At 56.8% G+C, this 25,054-nt stretch carries 22 protein-coding genes; 5 read left to right on the top strand and 17 right to left on the bottom strand.

Annotation, left to right across the window (positions count from 1 at the left end; translation table 11 throughout):
• Window positions 1-27: 27 nt before the first annotated feature.
• From eno to B9Z49_RS12135, 3 genes are read left to right on the top strand one after another with little or no spacing between them, the layout of a single operon-like run.
• Window positions 28-1,311, top strand: coding sequence for a phosphopyruvate hydratase (gene eno, locus B9Z49_RS12145; protein ID WP_108353704.1), 1,284 nt, complete (start codon window positions 28-30; stop codon window positions 1,309-1,311).
• 12 nt (window positions 1,312-1,323) lie between these two features.
• Window positions 1,324-1,599, top strand: coding sequence for a cell division protein FtsB (gene ftsB / locus B9Z49_RS12140; protein WP_108353703.1), 276 nt, complete (start codon window positions 1,324-1,326; stop codon window positions 1,597-1,599).
• 34 nt (window positions 1,600-1,633) lie between these two features.
• Complete coding sequence (locus tag B9Z49_RS12135; RefSeq protein ID WP_108353702.1) at window positions 1,634-2,314, top strand: AAA family ATPase; 681 nt, start codon at window positions 1,634-1,636, stop codon at window positions 2,312-2,314.
• 357 nt (window positions 2,315-2,671) lie between these two features.
• Here the strand turns inward: B9Z49_RS12135 and B9Z49_RS12130 are convergent, their stop codons facing one another.
• The 10 genes from B9Z49_RS12130 to B9Z49_RS12085 all read right to left on the bottom strand — a co-directional run bounded on the left by B9Z49_RS12130 (window position 2,672) and on the right by B9Z49_RS12085 (window position 14,653).
• A complete protein-coding gene (locus B9Z49_RS12130) occupies window positions 2,672-3,727 on the bottom strand; it encodes an ABC transporter ATP-binding protein (protein WP_108353701.1) in 1,056 nt (351 codons plus the stop codon).
• A gap of 17 nt (window positions 3,728-3,744) precedes the next feature.
• Window positions 3,745-5,946, bottom strand: a complete 2,202-nt coding sequence (locus B9Z49_RS12125; RefSeq protein ID WP_108353700.1) for an iron ABC transporter permease — start codon at window positions 5,944-5,946, stop codon at window positions 3,745-3,747.
• Between the two features lie 13 nt (window positions 5,947-5,959).
• On the bottom strand, window positions 5,960-6,976 hold the full coding sequence (locus tag B9Z49_RS12120) for an ABC transporter substrate-binding protein (RefSeq protein ID WP_108353699.1): 1,017 nt from the start codon (window positions 6,974-6,976) through the stop codon (window positions 5,960-5,962).
• Window positions 6,977-7,071: 95 nt separating this feature from the next.
• Complete coding sequence (locus B9Z49_RS12115; protein WP_108353698.1) at window positions 7,072-7,938, bottom strand: alpha/beta fold hydrolase; 867 nt, start codon at window positions 7,936-7,938, stop codon at window positions 7,072-7,074.
• Window positions 7,935-9,038, bottom strand: coding sequence for a branched-chain amino acid ABC transporter permease (locus B9Z49_RS12110; protein WP_108353697.1), 1,104 nt, complete (start codon window positions 9,036-9,038; stop codon window positions 7,935-7,937). The genes B9Z49_RS12115 and B9Z49_RS12110 overlap by 4 nt, the downstream gene beginning before the upstream one ends.
• Before the next feature lie 11 nt (window positions 9,039-9,049).
• On the bottom strand, window positions 9,050-10,036 hold the full coding sequence (locus tag B9Z49_RS12105) for a branched-chain amino acid ABC transporter permease (protein ID WP_108353696.1): 987 nt from the start codon (window positions 10,034-10,036) through the stop codon (window positions 9,050-9,052).
• On the bottom strand, window positions 10,033-10,773 hold the full coding sequence (locus tag B9Z49_RS12100) for an ABC transporter ATP-binding protein (RefSeq protein WP_199225048.1): 741 nt from the start codon (window positions 10,771-10,773) through the stop codon (window positions 10,033-10,035). The genes B9Z49_RS12105 and B9Z49_RS12100 overlap by 4 nt, the downstream gene beginning before the upstream one ends.
• Window positions 10,770-11,534 (bottom strand): ABC transporter ATP-binding protein, encoded by a 765-nt coding sequence (locus B9Z49_RS12095; protein ID WP_108353695.1) that lies wholly within the window; start codon window positions 11,532-11,534, stop codon window positions 10,770-10,772. The genes B9Z49_RS12100 and B9Z49_RS12095 overlap by 4 nt, the downstream gene beginning before the upstream one ends.
• Window positions 11,535-11,750: 216 nt before the next feature.
• Window positions 11,751-12,938 (bottom strand): substrate-binding domain-containing protein, encoded by a 1,188-nt coding sequence (locus B9Z49_RS12090; protein WP_108353694.1) that lies wholly within the window; start codon window positions 12,936-12,938, stop codon window positions 11,751-11,753.
• Between the two features lie 209 nt (window positions 12,939-13,147).
• Complete coding sequence (locus B9Z49_RS12085) at window positions 13,148-14,653, bottom strand: sigma-54-dependent Fis family transcriptional regulator (RefSeq protein ID WP_108353693.1); 1,506 nt, start codon at window positions 14,651-14,653, stop codon at window positions 13,148-13,150.
• A 130-nt stretch (window positions 14,654-14,783) separates the two neighbouring features.
• Between B9Z49_RS12085 and B9Z49_RS12080 the strand changes: the two genes are divergently transcribed.
• Window positions 14,784-15,512, top strand: coding sequence for a response regulator transcription factor (locus B9Z49_RS12080; RefSeq protein ID WP_108353692.1), 729 nt, complete (start codon window positions 14,784-14,786; stop codon window positions 15,510-15,512).
• Here the strand turns inward: B9Z49_RS12080 and B9Z49_RS12075 are convergent.
• The 5 genes from B9Z49_RS12075 to B9Z49_RS12060 form a co-directional block, all read right to left on the bottom strand.
• Window positions 15,447-16,142, bottom strand: a complete 696-nt coding sequence (locus B9Z49_RS12075) for an ABC transporter substrate-binding protein (RefSeq protein WP_158273489.1) — start codon at window positions 16,140-16,142, stop codon at window positions 15,447-15,449. The genes B9Z49_RS12080 and B9Z49_RS12075 overlap by 66 nt on opposite strands.
• A 127-nt stretch (window positions 16,143-16,269) precedes the next feature.
• Window positions 16,270-16,653 carry a hypothetical protein gene (locus B9Z49_RS21610; protein ID WP_146188526.1) on the bottom strand — a complete coding sequence of 128 codons (384 nt, stop codon included), beginning with the start codon at window positions 16,651-16,653 and terminating at the stop codon, window positions 16,270-16,272.
• A 2-nt stretch (window positions 16,654-16,655) separates the two neighbouring features.
• Window positions 16,656-17,048 carry a hypothetical protein gene (locus B9Z49_RS21805; protein ID WP_158273488.1) on the bottom strand — a complete coding sequence of 131 codons (393 nt, stop codon included), beginning with the start codon at window positions 17,046-17,048 and terminating at the stop codon, window positions 16,656-16,658.
• Window positions 17,014-19,731, bottom strand: coding sequence for an Ig-like domain-containing protein (locus B9Z49_RS12065; protein ID WP_108353689.1), 2,718 nt, complete (start codon window positions 19,729-19,731; stop codon window positions 17,014-17,016). Before B9Z49_RS12065 ends, B9Z49_RS21805 begins: the two co-directional genes overlap by 35 nt.
• Window positions 19,732-19,770: 39 nt before the next feature.
• Window positions 19,771-20,787, bottom strand: a complete 1,017-nt coding sequence (locus B9Z49_RS12060; RefSeq protein WP_108353688.1) for an OmpA family protein — start codon at window positions 20,785-20,787, stop codon at window positions 19,771-19,773.
• Window positions 20,788-21,082: 295 nt separating this feature from the next.
• Here B9Z49_RS12060 and serB point away from each other — a divergent pair, with 295 nt between their 5' ends.
• Entirely contained in the window at window positions 21,083-21,799 is a 717-nt protein-coding gene (gene serB, locus B9Z49_RS12055) for a phosphoserine phosphatase SerB (protein ID WP_108353784.1), read from the top strand.
• A gap of 38 nt (window positions 21,800-21,837) precedes the next feature.
• Here serB and ligA read toward each other — a convergent pair whose 3' ends face one another.
• Window positions 21,838-23,979, bottom strand: a complete 2,142-nt coding sequence (gene ligA / locus B9Z49_RS12050; protein ID WP_233254607.1) for an NAD-dependent DNA ligase LigA — start codon at window positions 23,977-23,979, stop codon at window positions 21,838-21,840.
• Window positions 23,980-25,053 carry a cell division protein FtsZ gene (locus B9Z49_RS12045; protein WP_108353782.1) on the bottom strand — a complete coding sequence of 358 codons (1,074 nt, stop codon included), beginning with the start codon at window positions 25,051-25,053 and terminating at the stop codon, window positions 23,980-23,982.
• Between the last annotated feature and the right edge of the window lies 1 nt (window position 25,054).

The following is a 25,054-nucleotide window of genomic DNA, read 5'->3' as shown; positions in this document are numbered from 1 at the left end:
ATTTTTCATTTTTGAGAGAGTTTCCAAATGAGTGCAATCGTTGATATCGTCGGCCGCGAAATTTTGGACAGCCGCGGCAACCCCACAGTCGAATGCGACGTACTTTTGGAATCAGGCGTTATGGGGCGCGCCGCTGTGCCGTCCGGCGCATCCACAGGCAGCCGCGAAGCCATCGAGCTGCGCGATGGCGACAAGAGCCGCTACTTGGGCAAAGGCGTACTCAAAGCGGTTGAACACATCAACACCGAGATCTCCGAAGCCGTGTTGGGCCTGGATGCCTCCGAGCAAGCCTTTTTGGACCGCACCTTGATCGACCTGGATGGCACCGATAACAAGAGCCGCTTGGGCGCCAACGCCATGCTGGCCGTGTCCATGGCCGTGGCCCGTGCCGCTGCCGAAGAGTCTGGCTTGCCGCTGTACCGCTACTTTGGCGGCATGAACGCCAACCAATTGCCCGTGCCCATGATGAACGTCATCAACGGCGGCGCGCACGCCAACAACAACCTGGACTTACAAGAGTTCATGATCATTCCCGTGGGCGCACCGTCGTTCCGTGAAGCTGTGCGCTGGGGTGCCGAAGTGTTCCATGCGCTCAAGAAGATCATCCACGACAAGGGCATGAGCATTGCCGTGGGCGACGAAGGCGGCTTTGCCCCCAACGTCGACAGCCACGAAGCGGCCATCCAGATGGTGCTGGATGCCATCACGGCTGCGGGCTACACACCTGGTGAGCAAATCGCCATTGGCCTCGATTGCGCCGCCAGCGAGTTCTACAAAGACGGCATGTACAAATTGTCCGGTGAAGGCCTGGAACTGAGCGCCGAACAATGGACCGACATGCTGGCTACCTGGTGCGACAAGTACCCCATCATCAGCATCGAAGATGGTATGGCCGAAAACGACTGGGATGGCTGGAAGGTGCTGACCGAACGCTTGGCCAAAAACGTGCAAATCGTCGGTGACGACCTGTTCGTGACCAACACCAAAATCTTCAAGGAAGGCATCGACAAAGGCATCGCCAACTCGATCCTGATCAAGATCAACCAAATCGGTACCCTGACCGAAACCTTTGCAGCCATCGAGATGGCCAAGCGCGCCGGCTATACCGCCGTCATCTCACACCGCTCGGGCGAAACCGAAGACAGTACCATCGCCGACATCGCCGTGGGCCTGAATGCGGGTCAGATCAAGACCGGCTCTATGAGCCGCTCAGACCGCATGGCCAAGTACAACCAGCTGCTGCGCATCGAAGAAGACCTGGGCGAAGTGGCGGTGTACCCTGGCCGCTCTGCGTTTTACAACCTGCGCTAAAACAAGGCTGCCATGGGCTACCGCCTGGTTCCGATCCTGCTGTTCGCCTTGCTGGCGATCGTGCAAGCCCAATTGTGGTTCGGACCGGGCAGCCTGCCGCATGTGAGTGAGTTGCGCCAAGAGCTGGCGCAGCAAAAACAGGCCAACGAAGAAGCACGTCGCCGCATGGATCAACTGAGCGCCGAAGTCAACGACCTCAAAGAAGGTCTGAACATGGTTGAGGAAAGGGCTAGACAGGAACTGGGCATGGTCAAGGCCAACGAAATTTTCGTGCAGATCGCAAAATGAGCAATCAACCCATTGGGTTGTTGCCTTCAGAGCCATGAAACCCCTACGCATCTCCTTGGTAGGTGCCGAAAGCACCGGAAAAACTTGGCTTACTCAGGCATTGGCCGGGGTTTTGCGTACACGCGGCCAAGGTGTGCGCACGGTGGACGAAGTGCTGCGTCACTGGTGCGACCGTTCTGGGCGTACCCCACTGCGGCACGAGCAAATGGCCATCGCGCAGCAGCAAGCCGATGCCGCGCATCCACTGAGCCAGCCAGCGCCCGACACCTGGCTGTTGTCTGACACCACACCCCTGATGACCGCCGTCTACAGCCATCTTCTGTTTGATGACGAGAGTCTCTACCCCATGGCTTTGGCACACCAGGCCCTGTACGACATCACCTTGGTCATGGGCCTGGACCTGCCTTGGGTGGCGGACGGCCTGCAACGTGACGGTCCCCAAGTGCGCGGCTCGGTCGACACCTTGGTTCGGCAAGCGCTGGAGCACTCAGGCATGCCCTATCGGGTAGTGTATGGCCAAGGGCCACAGCGCTTGAACAACGCCTTGCTGGCTCTGGGTTTGGAGGGCGAGGATGCATCCGCACAACACATCCGTGAGCAAGGCCAGTTCGCGATCAACCAGGGCCGCAGCGTTTGGCAATGCAACGACTGCAGCGACCCCGCTTGCGAGCACAAGCTGTTCACCCGGCTTGTGAAGCAGCGCTCAGCTGACTGACAAACAGTTCCGAGCTGGAAAGGACAGGACATTGGACTTGAGCACCAGGGCAGTCCGCCCGCCGTTCCTGGAATGGGCCACAGGTGTGCGGGAATGTTGGCGATCAAGTACCGCAAGTCGGACTCCGCCAGACTGGTGCGCTGGGCCAGTGGGTCAGGCTCTGTCAGTCGCAGATCGAACAAAGCCCAATAGCCCTCGGGGTGAAGGATCTGAAGAATCGCACTCGCCCATTTGCTGGCCTCCGTCTCGTTGGGCGCCCGCGTCGGAAGCAACTCCTGCAACAAAACCAGAGGCTGCCATCGGAACACCACGCCGCCCAAATCGAACACCACATCTTGACCATGGCTTTGCTCTACTTCACAGGGCCACCACAGTCACACCACTGACAGGCAAACCCAAGGCCAGCACCTGTCCGACCTGCCAGTCGCGCGCGACCTCAGGCGAGACCACAAAGACTGCGCCCAAGACCGTGTCAAAGCTCAACTCAACAAAACTACCCAGATAAGACCACTGGGTGAGCGTGGCCGACAAAAGGTCGGGCAAGATTTCTCCATCCGAAAGTTCTCGCCCCACCAGCCAGGCCTCGGGGCGCACGGCTGCACGCACCGCCCCAGGGGCCACCGCGTGGCGTGGCACCACCCGCAAAGGCCCCAACTGCACCGTGCCATCGCTGAGCGACTGCCCATCAAACAGCACCGCTTCTCCCATGAAACCGGCCACAAAAGCAGAGGTCGGGCGCTCGTACATGTCTTGCGGCGTACCCGCTTGTGCAATACGTCCGGCTTCCATCACGATGATCTGGTCGCTCACAGCCAGGGCTTCGTTCTGGTCGTGCGTGACATAGGCCACCGTCAGGCCAAGGCGCTGCTGCAACTGACGGATCTCGTCGCGCATGGAGCGGCGCAACCGCGCATCCAGGTTGGACAACGGCTCGTCAAACAGCAAGACTGAGGGCTCAAGCACCAAGGCGCGGGCCAAGGCCACGCGTTGCTGCTGGCCTCCAGACAACTCGCTGGGCAAGCGTTTTTCGTAGCCCGCCAGCCCCACCAGAGCCAGACTTTTGAGCGCGCGCTCTTGAGCTTCGCTCTTGTCCACACCGCTCACGTCCAGCCCGTAGCGCACGTTCTCGATCACGTTCATGTGCGGGAACAGCGCATAACTTTGAAACACCATGCTCACATTGCGCTCGGACGGACCCAGGTGCGTCACATCCACGCCATCGATAAGGATCTGCCCACCAGAGGGCGCTTCCAACCCCGCGATCATGCGCAAGGTGGTGGTTTTGCCGCAGCCCGACGGCCCCAGAATCGTGGTCAAGCTGCCCTTGGGCACGACAAAATCGATACCCTGCACCACCAGCGGCGAAGCGCGGCCGCCATAGCGTTTGGTGACTTGTTTGAATTGAATGCCCATCACAATGAATCCTTGTTTCAAACCGGTGTGACCGCAGAAGCACGCCGCCCCAGCTGTCGCTCACCCACCAGCTTTTGAATGCCCCAGGTGATGACGGACATGAGCACCATCAGCACCGTGCAGTAAGCCAGCGCTACGCCGTAGTCGCCATTGCCCACGCGGCCAATGATGTAGGTCGTGGCCAGCTCGTATTGCGCGGTGACCAAAAAAATCACCGCCGATACCGTGGTCATGGAGCGCACAAAGCTGTAGACCAGCGCTGCCACCAGCGCGGGTTTGAGCAGGGGCAACACCACCCGGCGCAGCGTGGTCAAAGTGCTTGCGCGCAACATTTGCGAGGCTTCGTCCAAAGACCGGTCCAATTGCTTAAAAGCCGCCGTGCCCGCCCGAACGCCTACCGGCAAATTGCGGAACACAAAGCACAGCACAATGACCAAGCCGGTGCCGGTCAGTTCCACCGGCGGCACGTTGAAGGCCAGGATGTAGCTCACGCCCAGCACCGTACCCGGAATGGCAAAGGTCAAAAGCGCCGAGAACTCGAACGCCGCTTTGCCCCGGAACTCGGTGCGGGCCAGCAACCATGCGATCAGCAAGCCAACGCCCGCACAAATGGGCGCGGCCATGGCCGACAAGCTGAGCGTGGTGAAGAGCGACTTCCAGGCTGTGCCCGCAAACACCCAGCCAAACTCGCCCTGCTGCACGTCAAACGCGGTCTTAAAATGCACCAGCGTGAACGTGAAGTCGCGCCCCCAGGTCTGCACAAAGCCGCCCGTAAACGCAAACAGGTACACCACCAGTGTGAAAAACAACCAAGGCCCCGCCACGCTGCGGCACACACGCAGCACCGCAGACGGCAACGCCATGGCCACGCCCGCATCGCCCTTGCCCGAGACGGTGGTGAAACTGCTGCCCGAGAGTACCCGGCGCTGCACCAAAAAGACCGCCAGCGCAAAACTGGTGAGCACGAGGGCCAGCGCTGCCGCCATGCCAGGGTCGAGCGCTGCGCCCACAATGGCAAAAAAGATCTCCGTAGACAGCACCGCGTACTGCCCGCCCAAAATGATCGGGTTGCCGAAATCGGCCATGCTTTCAATGAAACCCACCAAAAAGGCATTGGCCAGACCGGGCTTGAGGAGGGGCAGCGTCACTGTCCAGAATGTTTTCATGCGGCTGGCGCGCAGGGTTTGTGCGGCCTCCTCCATGCTGGGGCTCACGCCCTGCACCACGCCACGCATGATCAAGAAAGCAATGGGGGTGAAGGCAAACATCTGTGCCAACCAGATGCCAAACACGCCATAAAACCAACGCCCCGGCTCGATGCCAAAGGCCCACTCCAACCCTTGGTTGAACAAGCCCGCACGGCCAAACAACAAGATCAAGCCCAGCCCCACCACAAAGGGCGGCGTGATGATGGGCAGCATGGCCAAAATGTTGAGCGGTTTGGACAATCGCGTGCCGCCACGCTCGGCCCACAAGGCCAGCAAAGTGCCCATGATGGTGGTACCAGTGGCGGTGAAGAAAGCCAGCCACAGGGTGTTCCAAGCCACGCCGCAGCGGCCTTCGCCTGACACACAGCCCAAGCCCCAAACCCGCTCGGTGGCCACGCGCTCAAACAGATGCGTCCAGGCATAAGTGCCCGCATCGTCCACCCAGGCCGCCACCAAGGAACGCAGGACCGGGTACACCACAAACAGCACCAGCAGCGCCGTGCAGCCGACCACCGCTGCGGCGACAAACACATCGCCCCGAAAACCGCCCAAACGCGCCAGCGCAGCGCCCAAAAGCACCAACAAGCTGAGCAGTACCAACGCGGCCCCCCAGCCCATGCCGTACTGGCCAACCGGCAAAGCGCCCCACACCGATTCCAGCGCTGCAAAAGCCCAGCCCGTGGCCCCAATGGCAAAACCACTGCCCAGCAGCCCCATCAAGCCCGTCAAGCTGCCCAGCAACAACAGGGCACCTTGCTGGCGGGCAGGCCAGGGCCGCATGACCGCCAAGGCGCAGCCGCCCAAGCCCAGCGCAGCTGACCACAACCAAGGCCGCCCATGTTGCAAGGCCTGCGCCCAGCCGCTGGCCGTTTCGGCCCCAGCCCAGACGCCGGGCAAGGCCGCCATGAGGGACGTTTGCTGCAAAAAATACCAAGGCAGCAGCGCAAAGCTGAGCAAGCCCAAAAGGACCCACCCTTGCAAAGCGCGCTGCAAACGCAACGCTGGATTCATCTCAGTCTTTCACTCAGCGCGGCAGCGAATTGACTTCTTTTTCCCAGCGCTGGATCAGGCGGCGGCGCTCGGCCGTCTGGCCGTATTTGGCGTAGTCGTAATTGATCATCTTGATCTTGCGGAAGTCCGGCACACGCGGGTCCACCTTGGCCTCTTTGTGCGAAGGCAGCTGGAACTGCAAAGTGGCCGCAGCCAACTCTTGCGCCGCCGGGGTCAAGGCCCACTCGTAAAACTTTTTGGCAGCCTCCAGATTGCGGCTGCCGCGCACGATGGACATGGAACCAATTTCGGCCCCTGTGCCATCGGCCGGGGTGATGGTTTCGATGGGAAAGCCTTGGGCTTTTTCACCGGGGCCGTCGTGCACAAAGCTGATGGACACGGCCGTTTCGCCCCGCGCCACCGCCTTGATGGGGCCGGTACCCGAGCGGGTGTAAGTGCCGATGTTTTTGTGCAGGCCCTTGAGATACTCAAAAGCTTTCTCTTCGCCCATGAGCTGCACCAAGGTGGCGATCATGGTGTAAGCCGTGCCACTGGACGCCGGGTTGGCCGACTGGATTTCGCCTTTGTACTCGGGCTTGAGCAGGTCACCCCAGGTTTTGGGCACGGGCAGCTTTTTCTTGGCCAGCAGCTCGGTGTTGTAGCCAAAGCCCAGCGGGCCAGAGTAAATGCCCACGGTTTTGAAACCGGCTTGGGCCGCTTGCTTTTGCGCCCAGTCGTGCAACTTGGGCAGCGTGGGCGATTTGTATTCGAGGCTCAGGTTTTGCTCGGCCGCCTGCAGGTGCGGGTCACCCGTGCCGCCAAACCAGATGTCGGTCTTGGGGTTGGCTTTTTCAGCGGCCAGTTGGGCAATAGCCTCGCCCGAACCCTTGGCCGTCATGTTGACCTTGATGCCCTGGCTTTTCTCGAAAGTGACCGCGATCATGCTGCACCAAGCGGCTTGCGCCGAGCAGATGATGTTGACCTCGCGGTTTTGGGCTTGAACGCTGCTCGCCATCAGGGCCAACAAGGGCAAAATTTTGAACGCCTGCATGGGTTTCTCCAAAAAAACAATCCCTCTATTTTGCGGGCTTCTCCTGCCCAGAAACAGAGTGAAAACACCCATGCGCCGGGAGCTTCGTCCGTTGTTCACACAGACTCGATGAAATCGGTCACCCATTCCAGCTGCTGCAGCACATTCAGCGCAGGGGCATGGCCGCAGCCTGGCACCTCCATGTGCTGGAGTAAACCGCGCGCGCCTGGACCCCGGCGGCGCATCTCGGCAGCGGTTTCGGGCAATACCAAGTCCGACGCCACCCCGCGCAGCAGCAGCACGGGCAGATTCAGGGCGTCATAGTGCTGCCAGATCAGGTAATCGTCAGGGTGAGCCGTGAGCTGCAAAGCCATGGCCGGGTCGTAATGCGGTGTGATGCGGCCATTGGGCAGGCGGCGCACCGAGGTCTCGGTCAGGCGACGCCATTGCGCCTCACTGAGCCAACCAAAGGGCTGGTAAACCTGCCGCAAAAAAGCCTCCAGCTCTGTCACCGTGGCAAAGCTCGGCGGGCTGCCCGCGTAGGTCTTGATTCGCTCAATGGCTGCAGACGCCAACTCGGGGGCGTTGTCGTTTAACGTCAAACTCAAAATACGGTGCTTGAGGATGGGCTCTGCAAGGCCTGCGGCGCACACCATGCCAATCGCCCCGCCCATCGAGGTGCCCACCCAATGCACCGTCCGCAGTTGCAGGCCGTCCATCAGCTCACGCGCCAGGCGCGCGTAAAAGGCCAGGCAATATTCGTTTTCAGGGTCGACACTCCACTGCGACAGGCCGCGCCCCACCGTGTCGGGGCAAATCACGCGCCAGCCACGTGCGCTCAGGTGCGCGGCCAACTCGTCCATGTCGCGGCCCGTGCGGGCCAAGCCGTGCCAGGCGATCACCGTGCCTTTTTCGGCCTTGCCCCAATCGGTGTAATGGATTTCCAGCCCGGCGCATTGAACGTATTGGGACGTGAAGCTCATGAAGCATCCTCCAGGCCCGGCTTTGGGGAAGACAGCCTCAAGGCAGCGCGTGTGCGCAATCGCCCCACCACGCCCGTGGGAAAGTAGTACACCGACAGCACAAACAGCAAGCCCAGCCACAACAACCAGCGGTCGGGCGACAACAAGGCCGACAACAAAGGCCAGGCCGCAGCCGCTTCACTGGCCAGACGCAACAGGTCTTGTAAATAGCTTTGTGCCAACAAAAACAGCACCGAGCCAATGGCCGCGCCATACACCGTGCCCATGCCGCCGATCACCACGATCAAAAGCACGTCCATCATGATTTCAAAACTCAGCGAAGTGTCGGGTCCGTTGTAGCGCAGCCAAAGCGCCAGCATGGCCCCGGCCACACAAGCGAACAAGGCCGACAGCACGCTCGACAGCGTGCGGTACACCACCACCCGGTAACCAATCGCCTCTGCACGGAACTCGTTTTCGCGGATGGCCTGCAATACCCGCCCAAACGGCGAGTTAACGATGCGCAGCATGGCCAGCAGCATGCCCAAAGCCAGCAAAAACAGCAGGTAATAAGACAGCAAACGCCCGTCAAGGGACACGCCTAAAAACGGTTCATCGCTGAACTCGGTGCCCGGCGACAAGAGTTCGGGCACCTTGAAACTCAAGCCATCTTCTCCCCCCGTAAAGTCCGACAACTGGGAGGCCAGCGTCTGGAAAGCTGCGGCCACGGCGAGCGTGATCATGGCGAAAAAGATCGCCCGCACCCGCAGCGAAAACAAGCCAATGGCCAAAGAAAAAACAAGCGTGACCCCCAAGGACAGCGCAAAACCCAAGCCGATGGCACCCCAGGTTGGCCCCCAGGTGTTCGACGAGATCGCGATGCCATACGCCCCAATGCCAAAGAACATGGTGTGGGCAAAACTCACGATGCCGGTATAGCCCAGCAGCAAATCAAAACCGACCACGAGCACCACAAAAATCAGCACCTTGGCCGCTACCGACAAGGCCTTGACCCCCGGAAATAAAAACGGTGCAAAGGCCAGGCCCAACAAAATCAAAATCAGCACCGCAGCGAGCAAACGGCTGCGCGGCTGGTCGTTGGAGATCAAACGGTTCAACATGCCCTGCCCTTTTAGCGGTTGGCCACGGGGTAGACCCCCTGCGGACGCCACAGCAAAATCGCCGCCATCAGCGCGATGTTGGAAAACAGCGCCACCTTGGGCGCCAAAAAGCCGGTGTAGTTGGCCATCAGACCCACCAGCAAGGCTCCGATCAGCGCCCCGCCGGTCGAGCCTAGCCCGCCGATGATGATGACGATGAAAATCAGCACGTTGACCTGCGCGCCCATTTGCGGCACCACGTTCTGCTGGTACAGGCCCCACATCACGCCGCCCAAGCCCGCCAGCGCACTGCCCACCACGAACACGCCCACAAACAGACGTTGAATGCGGTAGCCCAGCGACTCGACCATCTCGCGGTCCTGAACGCCTGCACGGATCAACAGGCCGATCTTGGTGCGTCCGAGCACCCACATCTGCACCGCCAACACCGCCAATCCCACCACCACCGCCAGCAATCGGTATTTTTCAATGGCGGCTTCTCCCCACAACACCGAACCCCGCATGGCCTCGGGCAGAGGCAAGGCAATCTGCAGCGGCCCCCAGATGACCTTGATGAGTTCCTCGCCAATGATCATGCCGCCCATGGTGATCAAAATTTGCTTGAGGTGCTGGCCATACACAGGCCGCACAATGAACCGCTCAAAAGCCAAGCCCACGGCCGCAGCAACGGCCATGGCAATCAGCATCGCGGGCAGCACCGCCAACATGTTGCGCCACCACTCGCCCGAGCCGGTCCAGTCGCCCATGGCGCCCAGCACACTGGTGGCCACAAAAGCGCCCAGGGCAATGAACAGACCATGGCCAAAGTTCAGCACATCCATCAGGCCAAACACCAGCGTCAGGCCCGAAGCCATGATGAAAATGATCATGCCCATGGCCAGACCCGCCACCGTGAGCGTTAGCCAGGTTGAGCCCGAGCCAATCAAGGGAAACGCCAGCAAGGCCAGCACCGGCACGAGCAGCAAAGGACGGATGTCCACGTCTTGGAATAGATTCATAAAGCCAGCCCCAACAAGGATTGCTGCAAAGCTGTGTCCTCGGCCAAGGCCTGCATGCGACCCGCATGCACCACCCGGCCGTTGTCCATCACTGCCACGGTGTCACCCAACTGCTGGGCGAAGTGGATGTTTTGCTCCACCAGCAAAATCGTCACGCCGCTGGCCTTCAGTTGTTGAAAGGCTTCGATCATGTTCTGAATGATGGCTGGAGCCAGTCCCTTGCTCGGCTCATCGATGATCAGCAAATCACGCGGCTCCACAATCGCCCGCGACACGGCCAACATCTGTTTTTGTCCGCCCGAGAGCTTGCCCGCCGGATGGTTCCAGAATTTCTCCACCGCCGGGAAGAGTTTAAAAATCCACTGCAGCCGCGCTTCGTCCATCTGCGCCGCATGCTGAACGCTGCGTGCGGCCAGCAGCATGTTTTCCTTCACGGTCAGGTCCGAGAAGATGCCCATGTTTTCAGGCACATAGGCGATGCTTTTTTGCGCAATGGCAGGTGTTTTGAACTGGGTGATGTCTTCATCGCCAAAACAGATTCGCCCTTGCGAGGCGGGCCACAGGCCCATGATGGTGCGCAGCGTGGTGGTCTTGCCCGCGCCGTTGCGGCCCAAAAGCAATGTGAGCTCGCCACGCGGAACAAACAAGTCAACCCCGTGCAGGATGTGGTAAGCACCGATGTGCGTGTGCACGCCTTCGAGGGTCAGCAAATTCGTGTTCAAGCCAGGCTTGTTCATGCGAGCACCTTCGCTTTACCCATGTAAGCCTCTTGCACGATAGGCGATGCAATCACCTCATTGGGCTCGCCATCGGCCACCAGCGTGCCGTTGTGCAGCACGATGATGCGGTCGGCCAGTTCACGCACAACGTCCATCTTGTGCTCGACCAGCAAGATGGTTTTGCTCTTGTCTTTTTTCAACTGGCGAATCAAATCGAGGATCACCGGGGCTTCATCGTGGCTCATGCCTGCGGTGGGCTCGTCAAACATGTAAACCGACGGCTCCAGCGCCATGAGCAGCGCCACCTCGAGCTTGCGCTGGTCGCCATGCGGCAGGCTGGCCACCGAGGCGTCTTGCTGCGCGCTCATCGACACGGATTGCAAAATCTCCAAAGCGCGGTTCGTGAGCTGCGTATGGTCGCTCCAGATGCTCCACAGGTTTAGGCCACGGCGGTGTGCGCCCTCTTTCGTGGCCTGAACGGCAAGGCGAACGTTTTCGAGGACCGACAAGTTGGGGAACAAATTGGTCAACTGAAACGCCCTGCCCAAGCCAGCGCGGGTCCGCGCCGAAGCGCTGAGGCCCGTCAGCTCACGGCCGCTCAGATGCACCGCGCCTGAGGTCACAGGCAACTGCCCCGAGATCAGGTTGAAGTAGGTCGTTTTTCCTGCCCCGTTGGGGCCAACGATGGCCGTGAGCGTGCCGGGTTCAAAGCGGCATGACACCGCATTCACGGCCACATGACCGCCAAACCGCACCGTGAGGTTTTGGGTTTCAAGCATGTGATCAATTTAAAAGTAGAAGAACCCGCCGATGCAACAGGAATGGATTTTTGTAGGTCGGCGGCTTCAGCCCCGACAGGTGCCTCCACTTCACCACCATGTCGGGGCTAAAGCCACCGACCTACGCGCCCAAACGACAAGCACAGTCATCGCGACAAAGCGCTTGCGTGGGTGTGGCAATCCAAAAAAAACGCCACGCCACCGAAACGAACCCGATCAGCGTTTGTTGCGGATCGGCACGTTCATCTCTTCGGGCTTGATCTCGCGGATCAGTTCAGGCACGCCCCAGGCAAAAGCCGGATCTATCTTGATCTTGAAGTGGTACATGCTCTGCATGGCTTGGTGGTCTTCCTTGCGGAAGGTCATCTTGCCTTTGGGTGTGTCAAAACTCATGCCTTCCATGGTGCTGATCAGCTTGTTGGTGTTGGTGTCGCCATTGGTTTTCTTCAATGCCGTGACCAAAGCCATGGCGGCTGAGAACCCACCGGCTGTGAAGAAGTCAGGGGGCGACTTGAACTGCTGGTAGTGCGAGGCCACCATGGCGTCGTTCACCGGGTTTTTGGGCATGCCAAAATAGTAGTAAGCCGCGCCCTCCATGCCGGGAAACTGTTTGTACGCCACCATGGCGGGCAGGATGTTGCCGCCCGTGGCAATCTCAATGCCGTGGCGCTTCAAGTCCATGTCGGCGATCTTGAAGGGGTTGCCACCGGCCCAGATGATGAAAATGATCTTGCGGCCAGGCAGGGCCTTGAGCTTGTCGATCATGCGCTGTGCACCGGCGGTAAAGTCGGTAGTGGCTGGCGGCAGGTACTCTTCATGCACCAGCTTGGCTTTTTTGACCGAGTCCTTAAAGGCTTTGACGCCGTCACGGCCAAAAGCAGAGTCTTGCGCCATGGTGACGATGCTCACACCGTCCTTGTCAACAGCCACGGCATTGGCAATCGCGTCTTGGCTGCTGTTGCGGCCAGTGCGGAAAATGTATTTGTTCCACTTGTCGCCCGTGATCGAGTCGGCCACAGCAGGCTCTACCAACAAAAGCTTTTTGTACTCTTCGGCCACTGGCAACATGGCCAGCGCCACCGGCGAAGCGGTCGGGCCCACTGCCAGGTCCACTTTATCGTCTCCATAAGCCGCAGCCAACAGATTCTTGCCAAGGTCGGGCTTGCCTTGGTCGTCTTTTTCGATCACGACGATCTTACGCCCAGCCACTTCCATGGTCCCGCCCGTGGCGTAACTCAGGCCCATCATCAAACCGGTTTGGGTTTGCTTGCCATAGGCTTCCAGTGGGCCGGTCTTGCTGTAAATATGGGCGATCTTGATGTCTTTGCCTTGGGCCCATGCGGCTGGCATCAAAATAGAACTAAAGGCAAGTGCGGCCAAGGAAATGAGGTGTCGACGGAACATGCGGGAGTCTCCTGGTAAGTTGTCCGCTGGTTTGCGGCTCAAAAATTTAAAGCATATTGCATGCCAATCGCAACAGTCACTACACAATCACTCAAACCCTTGTCAAACCTGATGAATGAGTCCACCAGATAGTAATTCGAACTTGTGTGTTCAAATAAAATACACTGGTTTTGTCTTTAAAAAATACATATGTATTTTTTAAAGACATTTTAAACGAGGCATTGGTACAGTTTTGCACGCGATATGCCCAGCAAATGGGCCGCAGCAGCCTTGTTGCCTCTGGTATGGTTCAAAGCATCCTGCACCGCCCGCACCTCCAATGCGCGGATGCGCGGGGCCAAAGGCCATTGCTGCCCAGTTGAGTCTGCAGCAGAATGCATCTGATCCATGGGATCAGAAAATGCAGGCTCGACACGGGCGGGAACAATCTGACTGAGACCGGATTCACGCAAAACAGCTTCGACCGCTGATGCATCCACACAACCCGATTCACAGCGCAACAGCAACTGCTCGATCACATTGCGAAGTTCACGGACATTGCCCCGCCAGGGTTGCGCTGACAGCAACGCTATCGCTTCACTCTTGAACTCTGGCTGTGGCACTGCACTGCGCAAGGCCAACGCCTCCGACAACACCTCAACCAAGTTGGGAATGTCAGAGGCACGCTCGCGCAAAGCAGGCACACGAAGTGGCAAAACATTGAGTCGATAAAAAAGGTCCTCGCGAAACAAGCCTTCGCGCACCAGTTTGGCCAAATCACGGGAAGTCGCTGCGATCACCCGCACATCAAAAGGCACCAATTGGTTGGACCCTAAGGGCTCGATTTCACCCTCCTGCAAGGCACGCAACAACTTCGCCTGCAGGCCCAAAGGCATGTCACCGATCTCATCTAAAAACAAGGTACCACCGTCGGCCAGCTTAAACTTACCGTCACGCCCTTTGCGGTCTGCCCCGGTGAAAGCTCCGGGTACAACCCCAAAAAATTCGGCCTCCAGTAAAGAATCCGGCACGGCCGCGATATTGACGCTGACCAAAGGCCCTCTGGCACGAGGCGAACTGGCATGGATGGCATGGGCCAACAACTCTTTACCGGTACCCGTTTCTCCCAAAAGCAAAACAGGGCTGTGGGTTTGGGCCGCTCGCCTGGCCTGGCGCTTCAAATCGGTCACGACACCACTGGCTCCCACAAAACTTGCAAAACTGTAGCGAGCTTGACGCAGGGCGGGCCCTGTTTTACGCTGCGCGGCCAGGGCATTGCGTGCTTCGTCCAACTCACGTTGCATCAAGGCAAATTTAGCCATCAGTGGTCGCAAATTGGTTTCGGGCTGATCAAACAGAACCACACCCAAAGCGCCAATGACCACCCCAGATTCATCACGCAAGGGAAATCGGCTGACCAAAAAAGTTCCCGCTCTGTTGCTCAGCAGATCGATGAGTATGGGCTTCCCCGTTTCCATCACGTTGCCCATCTGAGTGTTTTGCACCACCTCGACCACAGGCCGGCCGACAAAATCCTCCTCTTTTTCGAAACCCAAGGCGGGCAGGTATCGGCGGTAATGGTCATTGATCCAGACCACTCGTCCAGACCGGTCCACCAACAGCATTCCCTCACTGGCGTTGGCAAACACATCAAACAATGAACGTGCTGCCAAGCTCAAAATGCTCTGACCATCGGTGGGTAGGTCCGTCACATACCCCAAATTGTCAGAATTCATGCGATTGCTCCATTCACGGTGACTTCAATTGATTTAAAAATGATTTATACTTTGGTATTAAAATTGAAGCTTTGAATTTTTTTCCAAAAAAATTTAACCTTCATTTCAACCAGTTCAACGTGGGTGATGAATGAATTTTGAAGATTTCAAAGGCCACATTTACCTGATCGATGACGACCCATCCATCCGCAGAAGTCTGGCCTTTAGTCTAAGTTCATTGCGCTACTCAATTCAAAGCTTTGAAAACCCCAAAGCCTTTCTGAAGGACTCACTTTCCATCAGTCCTGCTGTAATTCTGCTGGATAACCGAATGCCAGAGACCAGCGGCTTGAGCCTCCAAAACGAATTGATACACCAAGGACGCGTCACGCCAATCATTTTCATCTCGGGCGAGAGTCACCCCCCAGAAATCATAGAAGCTTTGAAAAAAGGGGCGGTTGACTTCCTGCTCAAGCCATTCGGACTTCATGCACTTGTTCAAGCAATCGATTTGGCCTTGGAAAAAGACAAAACAGGTCTTGATCAAAGAATGAAGATTGAAAAAGCGCGGCAGCGATTTTCCAGTTTGACCGATAAAGAACGTGAAATTTGTGGGTGGATGATCAAAGGCTTCGGCAACAAGGAAATCGCCAACCTGAACGGCTCTGCTGCTTCAACTGTCAAACTTCACAGAAGCCGGGTTCTGGAAAAAATGGGGTGCACTTCCCTGTCTGAACTGCTGGACTTGACAATGGATGGTGATCGGCGAATTTTGAACATCTTTGAACCGCCCCGAAGCGCAACAGCTTCAGGCCTAACGGGGCAAAGACGTATGGCTAACACTGGGTCTGCTGACATCGTAGCCAAACCATCTTGCTGAAATTGGCTTGAAAGAGCCATCGCCAAGCAGGGTCAGGACAGCCTCGGATAAGCGCTGTGCCAACGGCTTGTTGCCCTTGCGAACGACCCAGCCGGAAGTCAAGGGAGGAGCGAAAGGTGAGGTGACCTTGATGGGCAAACCGTACCGCTCGATATAGTAGTCAGCGATCAAACTTTCCTCCAGCACCGCATCCAATTTTTTATCGGCTAATTGTCTTAAGGCCAGATCTATGCTGTAAAAAGGCAAGACCGACTTGCCCAAGGCACCACGCGCTTGATCTTCAACACCCGTATTGGCCAAAACGCCGAGTTTTTTGCCCACCAAATCGTCCAAGGACAGGAAATCGCGCGCATCCTCTTCGTGTTGAACACAGACGAGTTGGTTGGCAGCATAGGCGCGAACGAAATCAAACTGGCGGCGGTTTTCTTGTGTCATCAGTAACTGGTTGGCTATGACCGCAATTTCACCTGAGTTCAGTTTTTTCTGCAAAGTGGCCATGCCGTCCACGTGAATTTTCAACTCCAAATTCAAAATGGACGCCAAACGCTTGAGCACATCGACATCAAACCCCTGCAAATGGCCATCGACAAAGCTGAAGGGCTTGTAATTTGTCAGTACGCCAACCTGCAAGACACCGCCCTCCAGTCCGGATGTTTGGGCCAAAACAGGCCATGCAATGGCTGACATGCATAAGGCCAGTGGCACAGTCAAAAAATTTCTGCGCGTCATGTTTCCTCTGCCAGAAAAAACGGGCTGATCAATCATGAAAAGCTCCCTCAAAACAATGACGAAGCTCGTGACCCACGTAGTTGTAACCAGTGACCACAGGCGTGACGACCGTACATTCCTTTCTTCGGACATTCCAGAAAGCACAGGCCATGGGTTTTGAAGTAGGGGTCACAGGAATGCCGGTGATGCGAGCGCAGTATTCATGCCCATCCTGACGAACCAGATATTTGACCTTGGGCTGTGCAATCACCCTTTTGGCGTCAGGCATAGGCGTAAAGCGCACGGTGTCCACCTGGGGTGGTCGCATGGTTGTGGTCTCGCAGCCCGCCATAAACAGTCCAATAGCAAGCACACAACCCAGCCCCATAAATTGAAACGGAGTTTTGGGCAAGCGAACTGCGACCAGCGACATGATCACCTCGCCTGCAAACAATGTACAAACAAATGTCCCAGCAGCGAATGCGTGGTCTGTCCCGTGGTCACGATGGTGCATCGCGAAGCCTGCAGTTGCCAATAAACACAACCCTCAGGACGACTGACAAAACCATCTTTGGGCTGAGCCTGCTGACAAAAGCTGCTGGCATTGGGCTTGACCAGCCAACTGACCTCAGGCTCTTGCAAGCGGCGCTGAGAAACTTCAGGGGGGCTGAACAAGGTGAAATCAAACAATGGATCTGCTGCTGCGGCTCCGCCAAAAAAAACGCCGAAGACGACTACCCCCCATTGCTTCAAGTATTTGGATGTCACCGTCAAAAGAACTTTAAGTTGATGTTTAAACCAAATTGATCTGCACACTTTGCTGAACAAACAAACTCAGGCCGAGGCCTTCGTGGGTGAATACCCGGTATTCCTGTCCATCCAAAGTGACCCGTGAATTATTAGCGTTCCAGTCGTGGTCGATCGTGCCCACCAAATCATCCAGCACCACTTTATCACCAGCATCGCCATCAATGCGCATCTGCAGGCGACCTTGGTGGGCCGTTGCATTGGAGAAACTGTTTTTGACACCCAAATCCAACACATCGCCCATGGTCAATTTAAGGGTGTGATCCCCTTTGTTCAGATCCACTTGGTTGATCGCTGCCACGTCACCCAAATCAGGAATGCCATCGTACAACGATGCCATGTCCAACTCTTTGGTGGAAGTTGCGTCCAATGTCAACTTACCAATGGATCCGAGCAATTGGTTGTTGCTGAAACCGGGCGCAGGCAACACTGCGGGAGACGTTGTATCGGTGGACATTTTGGCAGTACTGAAGTCCATGCGCACATCGTCATTTTTGATGGTGAAAATGTTGCCCGCTTTGTCCGTGAACTCGAGACTGAATGCGCCCTTTTCAAAAGTCTTGCCTTCAATATCTTTCAAGTCAAAAAGACCACCGGTATAGTTTTTGACGCCCGTCCCCCCTGTGAATTTATAAGACCCTTGCTCGTCCGTAGAAAACTTGATGGTCGAATAAGTCCACAGCCCTGCTTCTTTTTTGGCTCCGGAGCCATCAAAAATCGACACTGAGCGGTCAATGACAAAAGATTGATCCGTCGCTTGGAGCGAATTTCCTGCAGCATCCACCAACACAGATTTGACCGTGTAAGTGGTTGTTTTGGTGTCAGCCCCCAGTTTTGTCAGATTTTCAAATTCCCAGGTTTTGCCCGATGGCAAAACATATTGGGGAGATATGACCAAGCCATCGGATCCGAATACCTGGACCAACACGCGATCACCGTTGTTGACGAAATCTTTGTCAAATCCCCCCTTGAATGTCAAAAATTGGTCGTTGGTCAAATAATCCGTTTGACTCACGCCCGTGTCATCTGCAAAAGTCACAGGCAGCATCTTGAGTGATGCGTTTGGATCCAACTTACCGCCATTCTCTCCAGCGCTGTTGTCAACAGAAATGACCTGCGTATCCACCTGAATCGGATTGCCCGCTTTGTCGACCAAGCTGGCTTGCAAGCTGTACTCACCATCAGGCAGCGCATTGGAGGTTTGATCCCAAGACCATGTCCACACACCAGCGACCTGCTTGGGGGTCACATGTTCTGTGGTCAGCACCTTGCCCGTGGCGTCTTTGAGCGTCAACTCAACGGATGCACCATTGTTGGTGAAAGCACTCAGTTTTCCTGTGTAAACATGGGTCCGATCCTTGGTGATGAAATCGGCGTTGCTGTAACCCGTGTCCAGTGACAAAGATACGATATCGACGGTACTGGACTTGTTGGGGTCCTCCTCTTTGTTGGGCCCGAAATTGTTGTCTTTGTCCGTATCAATGGTGATGGCCTGAACATCGGAGACTCGAGAATTGCCACTGCCCACCACGTTGTCTGCGCCATCGACCACTACGGCAGAAATGGAATACTGGCCATCGACCATCTTGTCTTTGGCGGTGCGATCCCAACTCCAGTCCCAGCCTGTTCCGTTGGCTACAGGTTTGACATAGGCCGTGTCAATCACTTTGGCACTGGCATCCTTGAGTTCAAGCTTGACCCAATCGCCATTTTGGGTGAAGTTTTTCAATGTGCCGTTGAGTAACATCTGGTTGTCATTGGTGTAGAAATCAGTCTTAACTTGGCCGGAGTCTATTGTGATGCTCACAATGTCAATCACAGAGCCCGCGTTGGGGTCCGGGTCAGGTTCATTCTTGTCGGGGCTGGTGTCCACCTTAAATGGCGTGCCATCGAACACGGCCGACTTGTTTTTTGCCGCATCGGTGGCGGTCACTTTAGGCGTGTAAGGCCCATCTTTTAGAGCATCGGCATCCGGCACCTGAATGACAAACAAGCCATTGGTATCAGCTTTACCCGTATAGGTTTTTCCGTTCACCTCGACCGACACGTCAGCATTGGCTTCGGTTTCACCCGTGATGCGAGGCGTTTTGTCGCTGGTCACATTGTCCTTGGCACCAGTGTCATCATCGACATGCAATTTAGCGGATTTAATGACGGGCGGGGTGGTGTCTGTCGTGCCTCCACCGCCGCTTGCGCCACCCCCGCCGCCAGCCGCAGCTCCCAGCAAAGCCAACGGAGCCAACAGCAGGGGATTGAAAGCCGCCGCAGCGACCAATGCGCCCACTGCGGCACCTGAGGCATTGATCTCAGCACCACCCAAGGCCATGCCCACCTGATTAGAGCCATCAGCCAACAATGGCACGGCTGAATTGCCAACTGCTGTTTCAGGAATGTATTCGTAAAAGCGACCCGACTCCGACTCACCAATCAATCCATTGAAGCCCTCTGGGGCTTCTGCGTAATAGTCTTCAACGACCAAATCTGGCTGACCCCGTCCTTCAAAGAAAACTTGAAGATTTTTGCCATTACGACTGGCTCGAATGTTTTCTGGCCCGTAACCCGTACTCGCATCTACCAGTTGGTATTTGCCTCCTGGCACAGCTTTCACAGCCAGCGGCTGGCTTGTGCCAGACACTTGAGGAATGTCCACCAACTTGGCCTCACCTGGGCCTTGATTGAGTTTGATTTTGTATGACTTGCTCATGATGTGTGTCTCTCAAAAAAAGTGTTCAGGGGCCATCGATCAGCGGCGCGCACCGGTGATCACAACCATGACCCGGCGATTGGGTGCATGGCAAATTTTGTTTTCAGGGGTCGGCGTGTTGCCGCATCCGCTCTTGACCAATTCAATGGGGCCGCGACCTTCTGCTTCAATGCCTCGCTCGATAGGAATTTTTCGCGAGACGATTTGACGAGCCACCACATCAGCTCTGTCTTGGGAAAGCTTTTTGTTGAAAGCAGCTGAACCAATTGGGTCCGTAAATCCCACCACACGAATGCGCTCAACAGAAGAGAAATCTTGAAGCAAACGTTGCACCAACGACTCAATGGCGTTGAAACCAGAAGCGCGGATTTCAGCCTTGCCAAATTCAAACAGTGCATCCGTTTCAAGCGCGTATTCGCGAGGAACAGGCGGTTTTGGCGCAGGAGGGGGAGTCATCACAGCAGCTGCGGCAGCAGGTTGCCCACATGTCAGTGCAGCCTTGGCGCGCGAAATGGTGTGTATTTGGCGGCGTGTACTTTCGATCTCCGCTTTGGTTTGAGCCGCTGTGCCGCTCAACAAGCCGATTGCAGGTGAAGAGCTTTCATCAACTTTTAGAAAATTCGTTTGTCCTGCTTTGAGCTCTAAGCGTTGACCCGCATCAAGCTTGCTTGTGTGCAGTCTAGATGCATCATCGAGCGCAGCCTTGATGTTGACCGCACCTGGAGCGGCACAAAATTCGGTATAACCGCCTCGCAATAAAGAGGCGTGGTATTGGCCATTAAGATAAATATTGATCGGCGATGCGTTCGGCGCCTGGCCGATTCGGTAAACAAACACCCTGGTTTGCTCTACGGGTGCCGCCAACGCAGTGACGTAGACCTCGCCAAATGCGTCAATGCTGACGCGGGAGCTTAGGGATTGTGCAACCGCTGATGAGGCGATGGTGACAAAAACGCAACCAGCCAGGATAGCTCGAGCAACTTTTTGACCCAGAACCCTTAAAGAAGACCATCTAAAACGTGATTTATTCACTGTATCCTCCACAAAATCTTGCATGAATTCAAAAACTTAGAGCTACAAATTGATCTGAAACCCTATGTATCAATCATGCTTGATAGCGAACTGATGTAAACTAGCCAAATGGAGTACTTATATTTTATATGTTATTATTTTAGTATAATATTATTATTGATTTTTACAGATCATCACTTTCTACTTTGACCGCACCAAGGCATTGAGAGCACATGCGGAATAAATCTGATCAGTGACAATGAGGCCGGGATCTCATTGCCGGGCCTGCAAATGCGAAACTGGCGAGCCTAAAATTTCCTCAATTGATTTGATCGATGCCATGATTCAAGCGACCGAATTTGCCCCAGGCCTGACCATTCAGGGTTTTGCTGCTCCCCTCAGAATTTCCCAATTCAAGCTGATCGCTTTCGACATGGACTCGACCTTGATCAACATCGAGTGTGTGGACGAAATCGCAGATGCCGCTGGACGCAAGGCAGAAGTGGCGGCCATCACTGAAGCGGCCATGCGCGGCGAAATCACCGACTACAAAGAGAGCTTGCGCCAGCGTGTGGCCTTGCTCAAGGGCGTGACAGTCGCACACATGCATGAAGTTTTGAGTGCGCGACTGCGCCTGAATCCAGGCGCGGCAGATTTGGTAAGCGCCTGCAAGGCTGCGGGCATGAAAGTGCTCTTGGTTTCGGGCGGCTTCACTTATTTCACCGACCATGTGCGCGATGTCTTGGGCATCGACTGGACGCGCTCAAACTTGCTGGAATTAGAAGATGGCGTGCTGACCGGTCGCATGGTGGACCAAGACTGGGGCGACATTTGCGACGGTGAAGAAAAACGCAAAACCCTTTTGGACACTTGCCAAATGATGGGCATCACACCAGACCAGGCCATTGCCATGGGCGACGGCGCAAATGACCTGCCCATGATGGGCGTGGCCGGCTTGTCGGTGGCTTACCACGCCAAACCCAAAGTGCGTGAGCAAGCCATGGTGGCCATCCATGAAGGTGGCTTGGATCGACTGCTGGAAGTTCTTACCCATTAAAGGGCCTGGTTCACACGGCTGTCCCAGTCGACCGAAGCTCAGGGCTTATTGCCTGACAAAAGCAAAGCCAAACCCGTGTCGTCCAGCACGGGCACCCCCAGCGCTAGGGCTTTGTCGAGCTTGCTGCCCGATTCGGCCCCAGCAACAACGTAATGGGTTTTTTTGCTGACCGAACCTGCCACTTTGGCACCCAGGGCTTCAAGTTTTTCTTTGGCTTCGTCGCGGCCCATGGTTTGCAGCGTACCGGTGAGTACCACGGTGATGCCCGCCAAAGGCATTTCGGTGGGGGCCAAGGCCTCACCTTCGGGCCAGGTGACCCCCGCATCGCGCAGGGCTTGCACCACCTCACGGTTGTGTGGCTGATCAAAAAAGGTGCGAATGCTGTGGGCCACCACAGGACCCACATCGGCCACTTGCAAGAGCGCGTCTTCGCTGGCGACCATGATGGCATCGAGCTGACCGAAATGGCGGGCCAGCTCTTTGGCCGTGGCTTCGCCCACATGGCGAATGCCCAGGCTGAACAAAAAGCGTCCGAGCGTGGTGGTCTTGGACTTTTCTAAAGCCTCCATCAAGTTGACGGCAGATTTTTCGGCCATGCGGTCCATGTTGGCCAAGATGTCGAGCTTCAGGTGGTAGAGGTCGGCCAATGTGTTGACTTGGGCCGTGTCCACCAGCTGGTCCACCAGTTTGTCGCCCAAGCCTTCCACGTCCATGGCGCGGCGATGGGCGAAGTGCCAGATGGCTTGTTTGCGCTGGGCGCTACAAAACAGCCCACCCGTGCAGCGATGGTCTGCTTCGCCCTCTTCCCGCTCAGCAAGGCTCTCACACACTGGGCAGTGGCTCATCATGGTGAACTGCGACGCATCGGCCGGACGGCGGTCCAGCACCACCGACACCACTTCTGGGATCACATCGCCTGCCCGGCGCACAATGACCGTGTCACCCACCCGCACGTCTTTTCGACGAGCTTCGAGTTCGTTGTGCAGCGTGGCATTGGTCACCGTGACACCCCCCACAAACACAGGGGCCAATTTGGCTACGGGCGTGAGTTTGCCGGTGCGGCCCACCTGAACGTCGATGGACAGCACCGTGGTCATTTCTTCTTGCGCGGGGTACTTGTGCGCCACGGCCCAACGTGGCTCGCGGGTCACAAAACCCAAGCCAGCCTGCAGCGACAGATCGTTGACCTTGTAGACCACACCGTCGATGTCGTAAGGCAAGGCATCGCGTTCGGCGGCCACGCGCTGGTGAAACGCCACCAGCCCTGCAGCACCTTGGACACAAGCGGTTTGCTCGGCCAACGGAAAGCCCCAATCTTTCAGTTGCATGAGCATTTTGAAGTGGGAAGTCCACTGCGGGCCGCCTTCGTTGGCGGGCGTGATGTCGCCCAGGCCATAAGCAAAAAAGCTCAGCGGCCGTTCAGCCGCAATGCCCGAGTCGAGCTGGCGCACCGCACCCGCTGCAGCGTTACGCGGATTGACGAAGGTTTTTTCGCCTTTGGTGCCTGCGGCGATGCGTTGCCGCTGGCGCTCGTTCAGGGTTTCGAAATCATCGCGGCGCATGTAGACCTCGCCGCGCACTTCGAGCACGCTGGGGGCGTCGGACGGCAACCGCAAGGGAATTTGCCTGATGGTGCGGATATTGGCGGTGACGTCTTCGCCAGTTTCGCCATCGCCTCGTGTGGCAGCTTGCACCAGCAAGCCGCCTACGTAACGCAAGCTCATGGCCAGGCCGTCAAATTTGAGTTCGCCCACGTAGTCCACGGGCGGGTCAGACTCGCTCAGGCCCAGCTCTTTGCGAATGCGGGCGTCAAAGGCCTCGGCCCCGCTGGCCTCGGTGTCGGTCTCGGTGCGGATGCTGAGCATGGGCACGCGGTGCGTGACTTGGGCAAACGCGTCCAAGACCGCCCCGCCAACTCGCTGGGTGGGCGAGTCACATGTCAGAAGCTCGGGTTGCGCCAATTCCAGGGCTTGCAGCTCGCGAAACAGACGGTCGTATTCAGCGTCGGGGATTTCGGGCGAGTCCAGCGTGTAGTAAGCGTGCGCGTGGTGGTGCAACTGGCGGCGCAGGGCTTGAGCCTGAATGGCCGGGGTGTCGGCAGGTGTCGAAGCTGTCGATGATTCAGCAGACAAGTCATCAAAAAGGCCTGGCGTGTTGGGGCTCACGGTTCTGGGGCGCATTCAAGAGAACAGACGACGGGCTTGTGGCGATCCGGCTGACAGCTCGCGGGCGTCCAGGGCGTCATACAGCTGCTGCAAGTCCAGACCAATTTGGTCGAGCGTGGCTTCACTGAGCACTTGGCCTTCGCCATCGGTCACCACACCGTCCATCTGTGCAGCCAGCGAAACAGCGGCTTCGCGCAGGCGGACATAAGGCTGTTCCTCTCGGGCGGTCTGGGGAACATCAAGGCTCAATGCAAAAGAGCGAATGGGAGACAGATCCGGGTCTTCGGCCATCGCCGCATGGGTGTCAAAGGTGATTGAAAGGACAGCTGGCAGGCCTTGCACCAAGGCAGGCAAAACCATGCGGCCGGGTATGACACCCGGAACAAAGCCCAAGCGAGCAGCATGCTGATGAATGTAGCCAGGGCTCCAAGCTGCGGTGCGGGCACACAGCGTGAAGCTCAGCTGAGCGTCGTGAACGCTGGCAAATTGATCCAGCTCTTTGGCGCGGGCAACCTCTTCGAGCATGTCACTGAAACTGGCGCTGCCGCCTATCGCATCTGCAAAAGCCTGCGTTTTGACCACAAATTCAGAAAACTCGATGTTGTTGAGCGCACCCACACGGTTAGCCAGTTGAACCCCCGCCTGAAAGGCGTTGTAACGCCGCCCAGCGGCCAGTGCTTCCCACTGCCCTGTTACTTGAAAAAACCCCTCGACAGAAAACAACTTGGTGCCTACCCGGCGTGTGGACGGCAGGGCCGCCAAGGCGGCATCGCCAGATACAGGTTGGTCCACTTCGATCACGGCCAAAACGTCGATCAGCGCATCGAGCTGGGTTTTACGATCGGGCTGGCTCAGGTGGGTGAAGTTGTCTTGTAACACCGGCTCAAAGGGTTCAGTCATGCTGCTCGATACGGCAGGATCAGCGTCAAGCACAGGTTCAATGGCATTTAAACTCGACTCCAGCGGAGGATCGCGATGGGGGTCGGCTTGGCGAGGCGCGTGTTTGCGTGATGTCCAGTAGTTGTAGACCACCACGGCACCCACCGTGAGCGCCCCGATGGCGGCCAGACTCAACTGCAATGAGCTCATC

It is taken from the genome of Limnohabitans sp. 2KL-51 (assembly GCF_003063645.1).
In the GTDB taxonomy this organism is placed as follows: domain Bacteria; phylum Pseudomonadota; class Gammaproteobacteria; order Burkholderiales; family Burkholderiaceae_C; genus Limnohabitans_A.
Note: the sequence above shows the minus strand (reverse complement) of the source record. Positions and strands in the feature narration are given on the sequence as shown.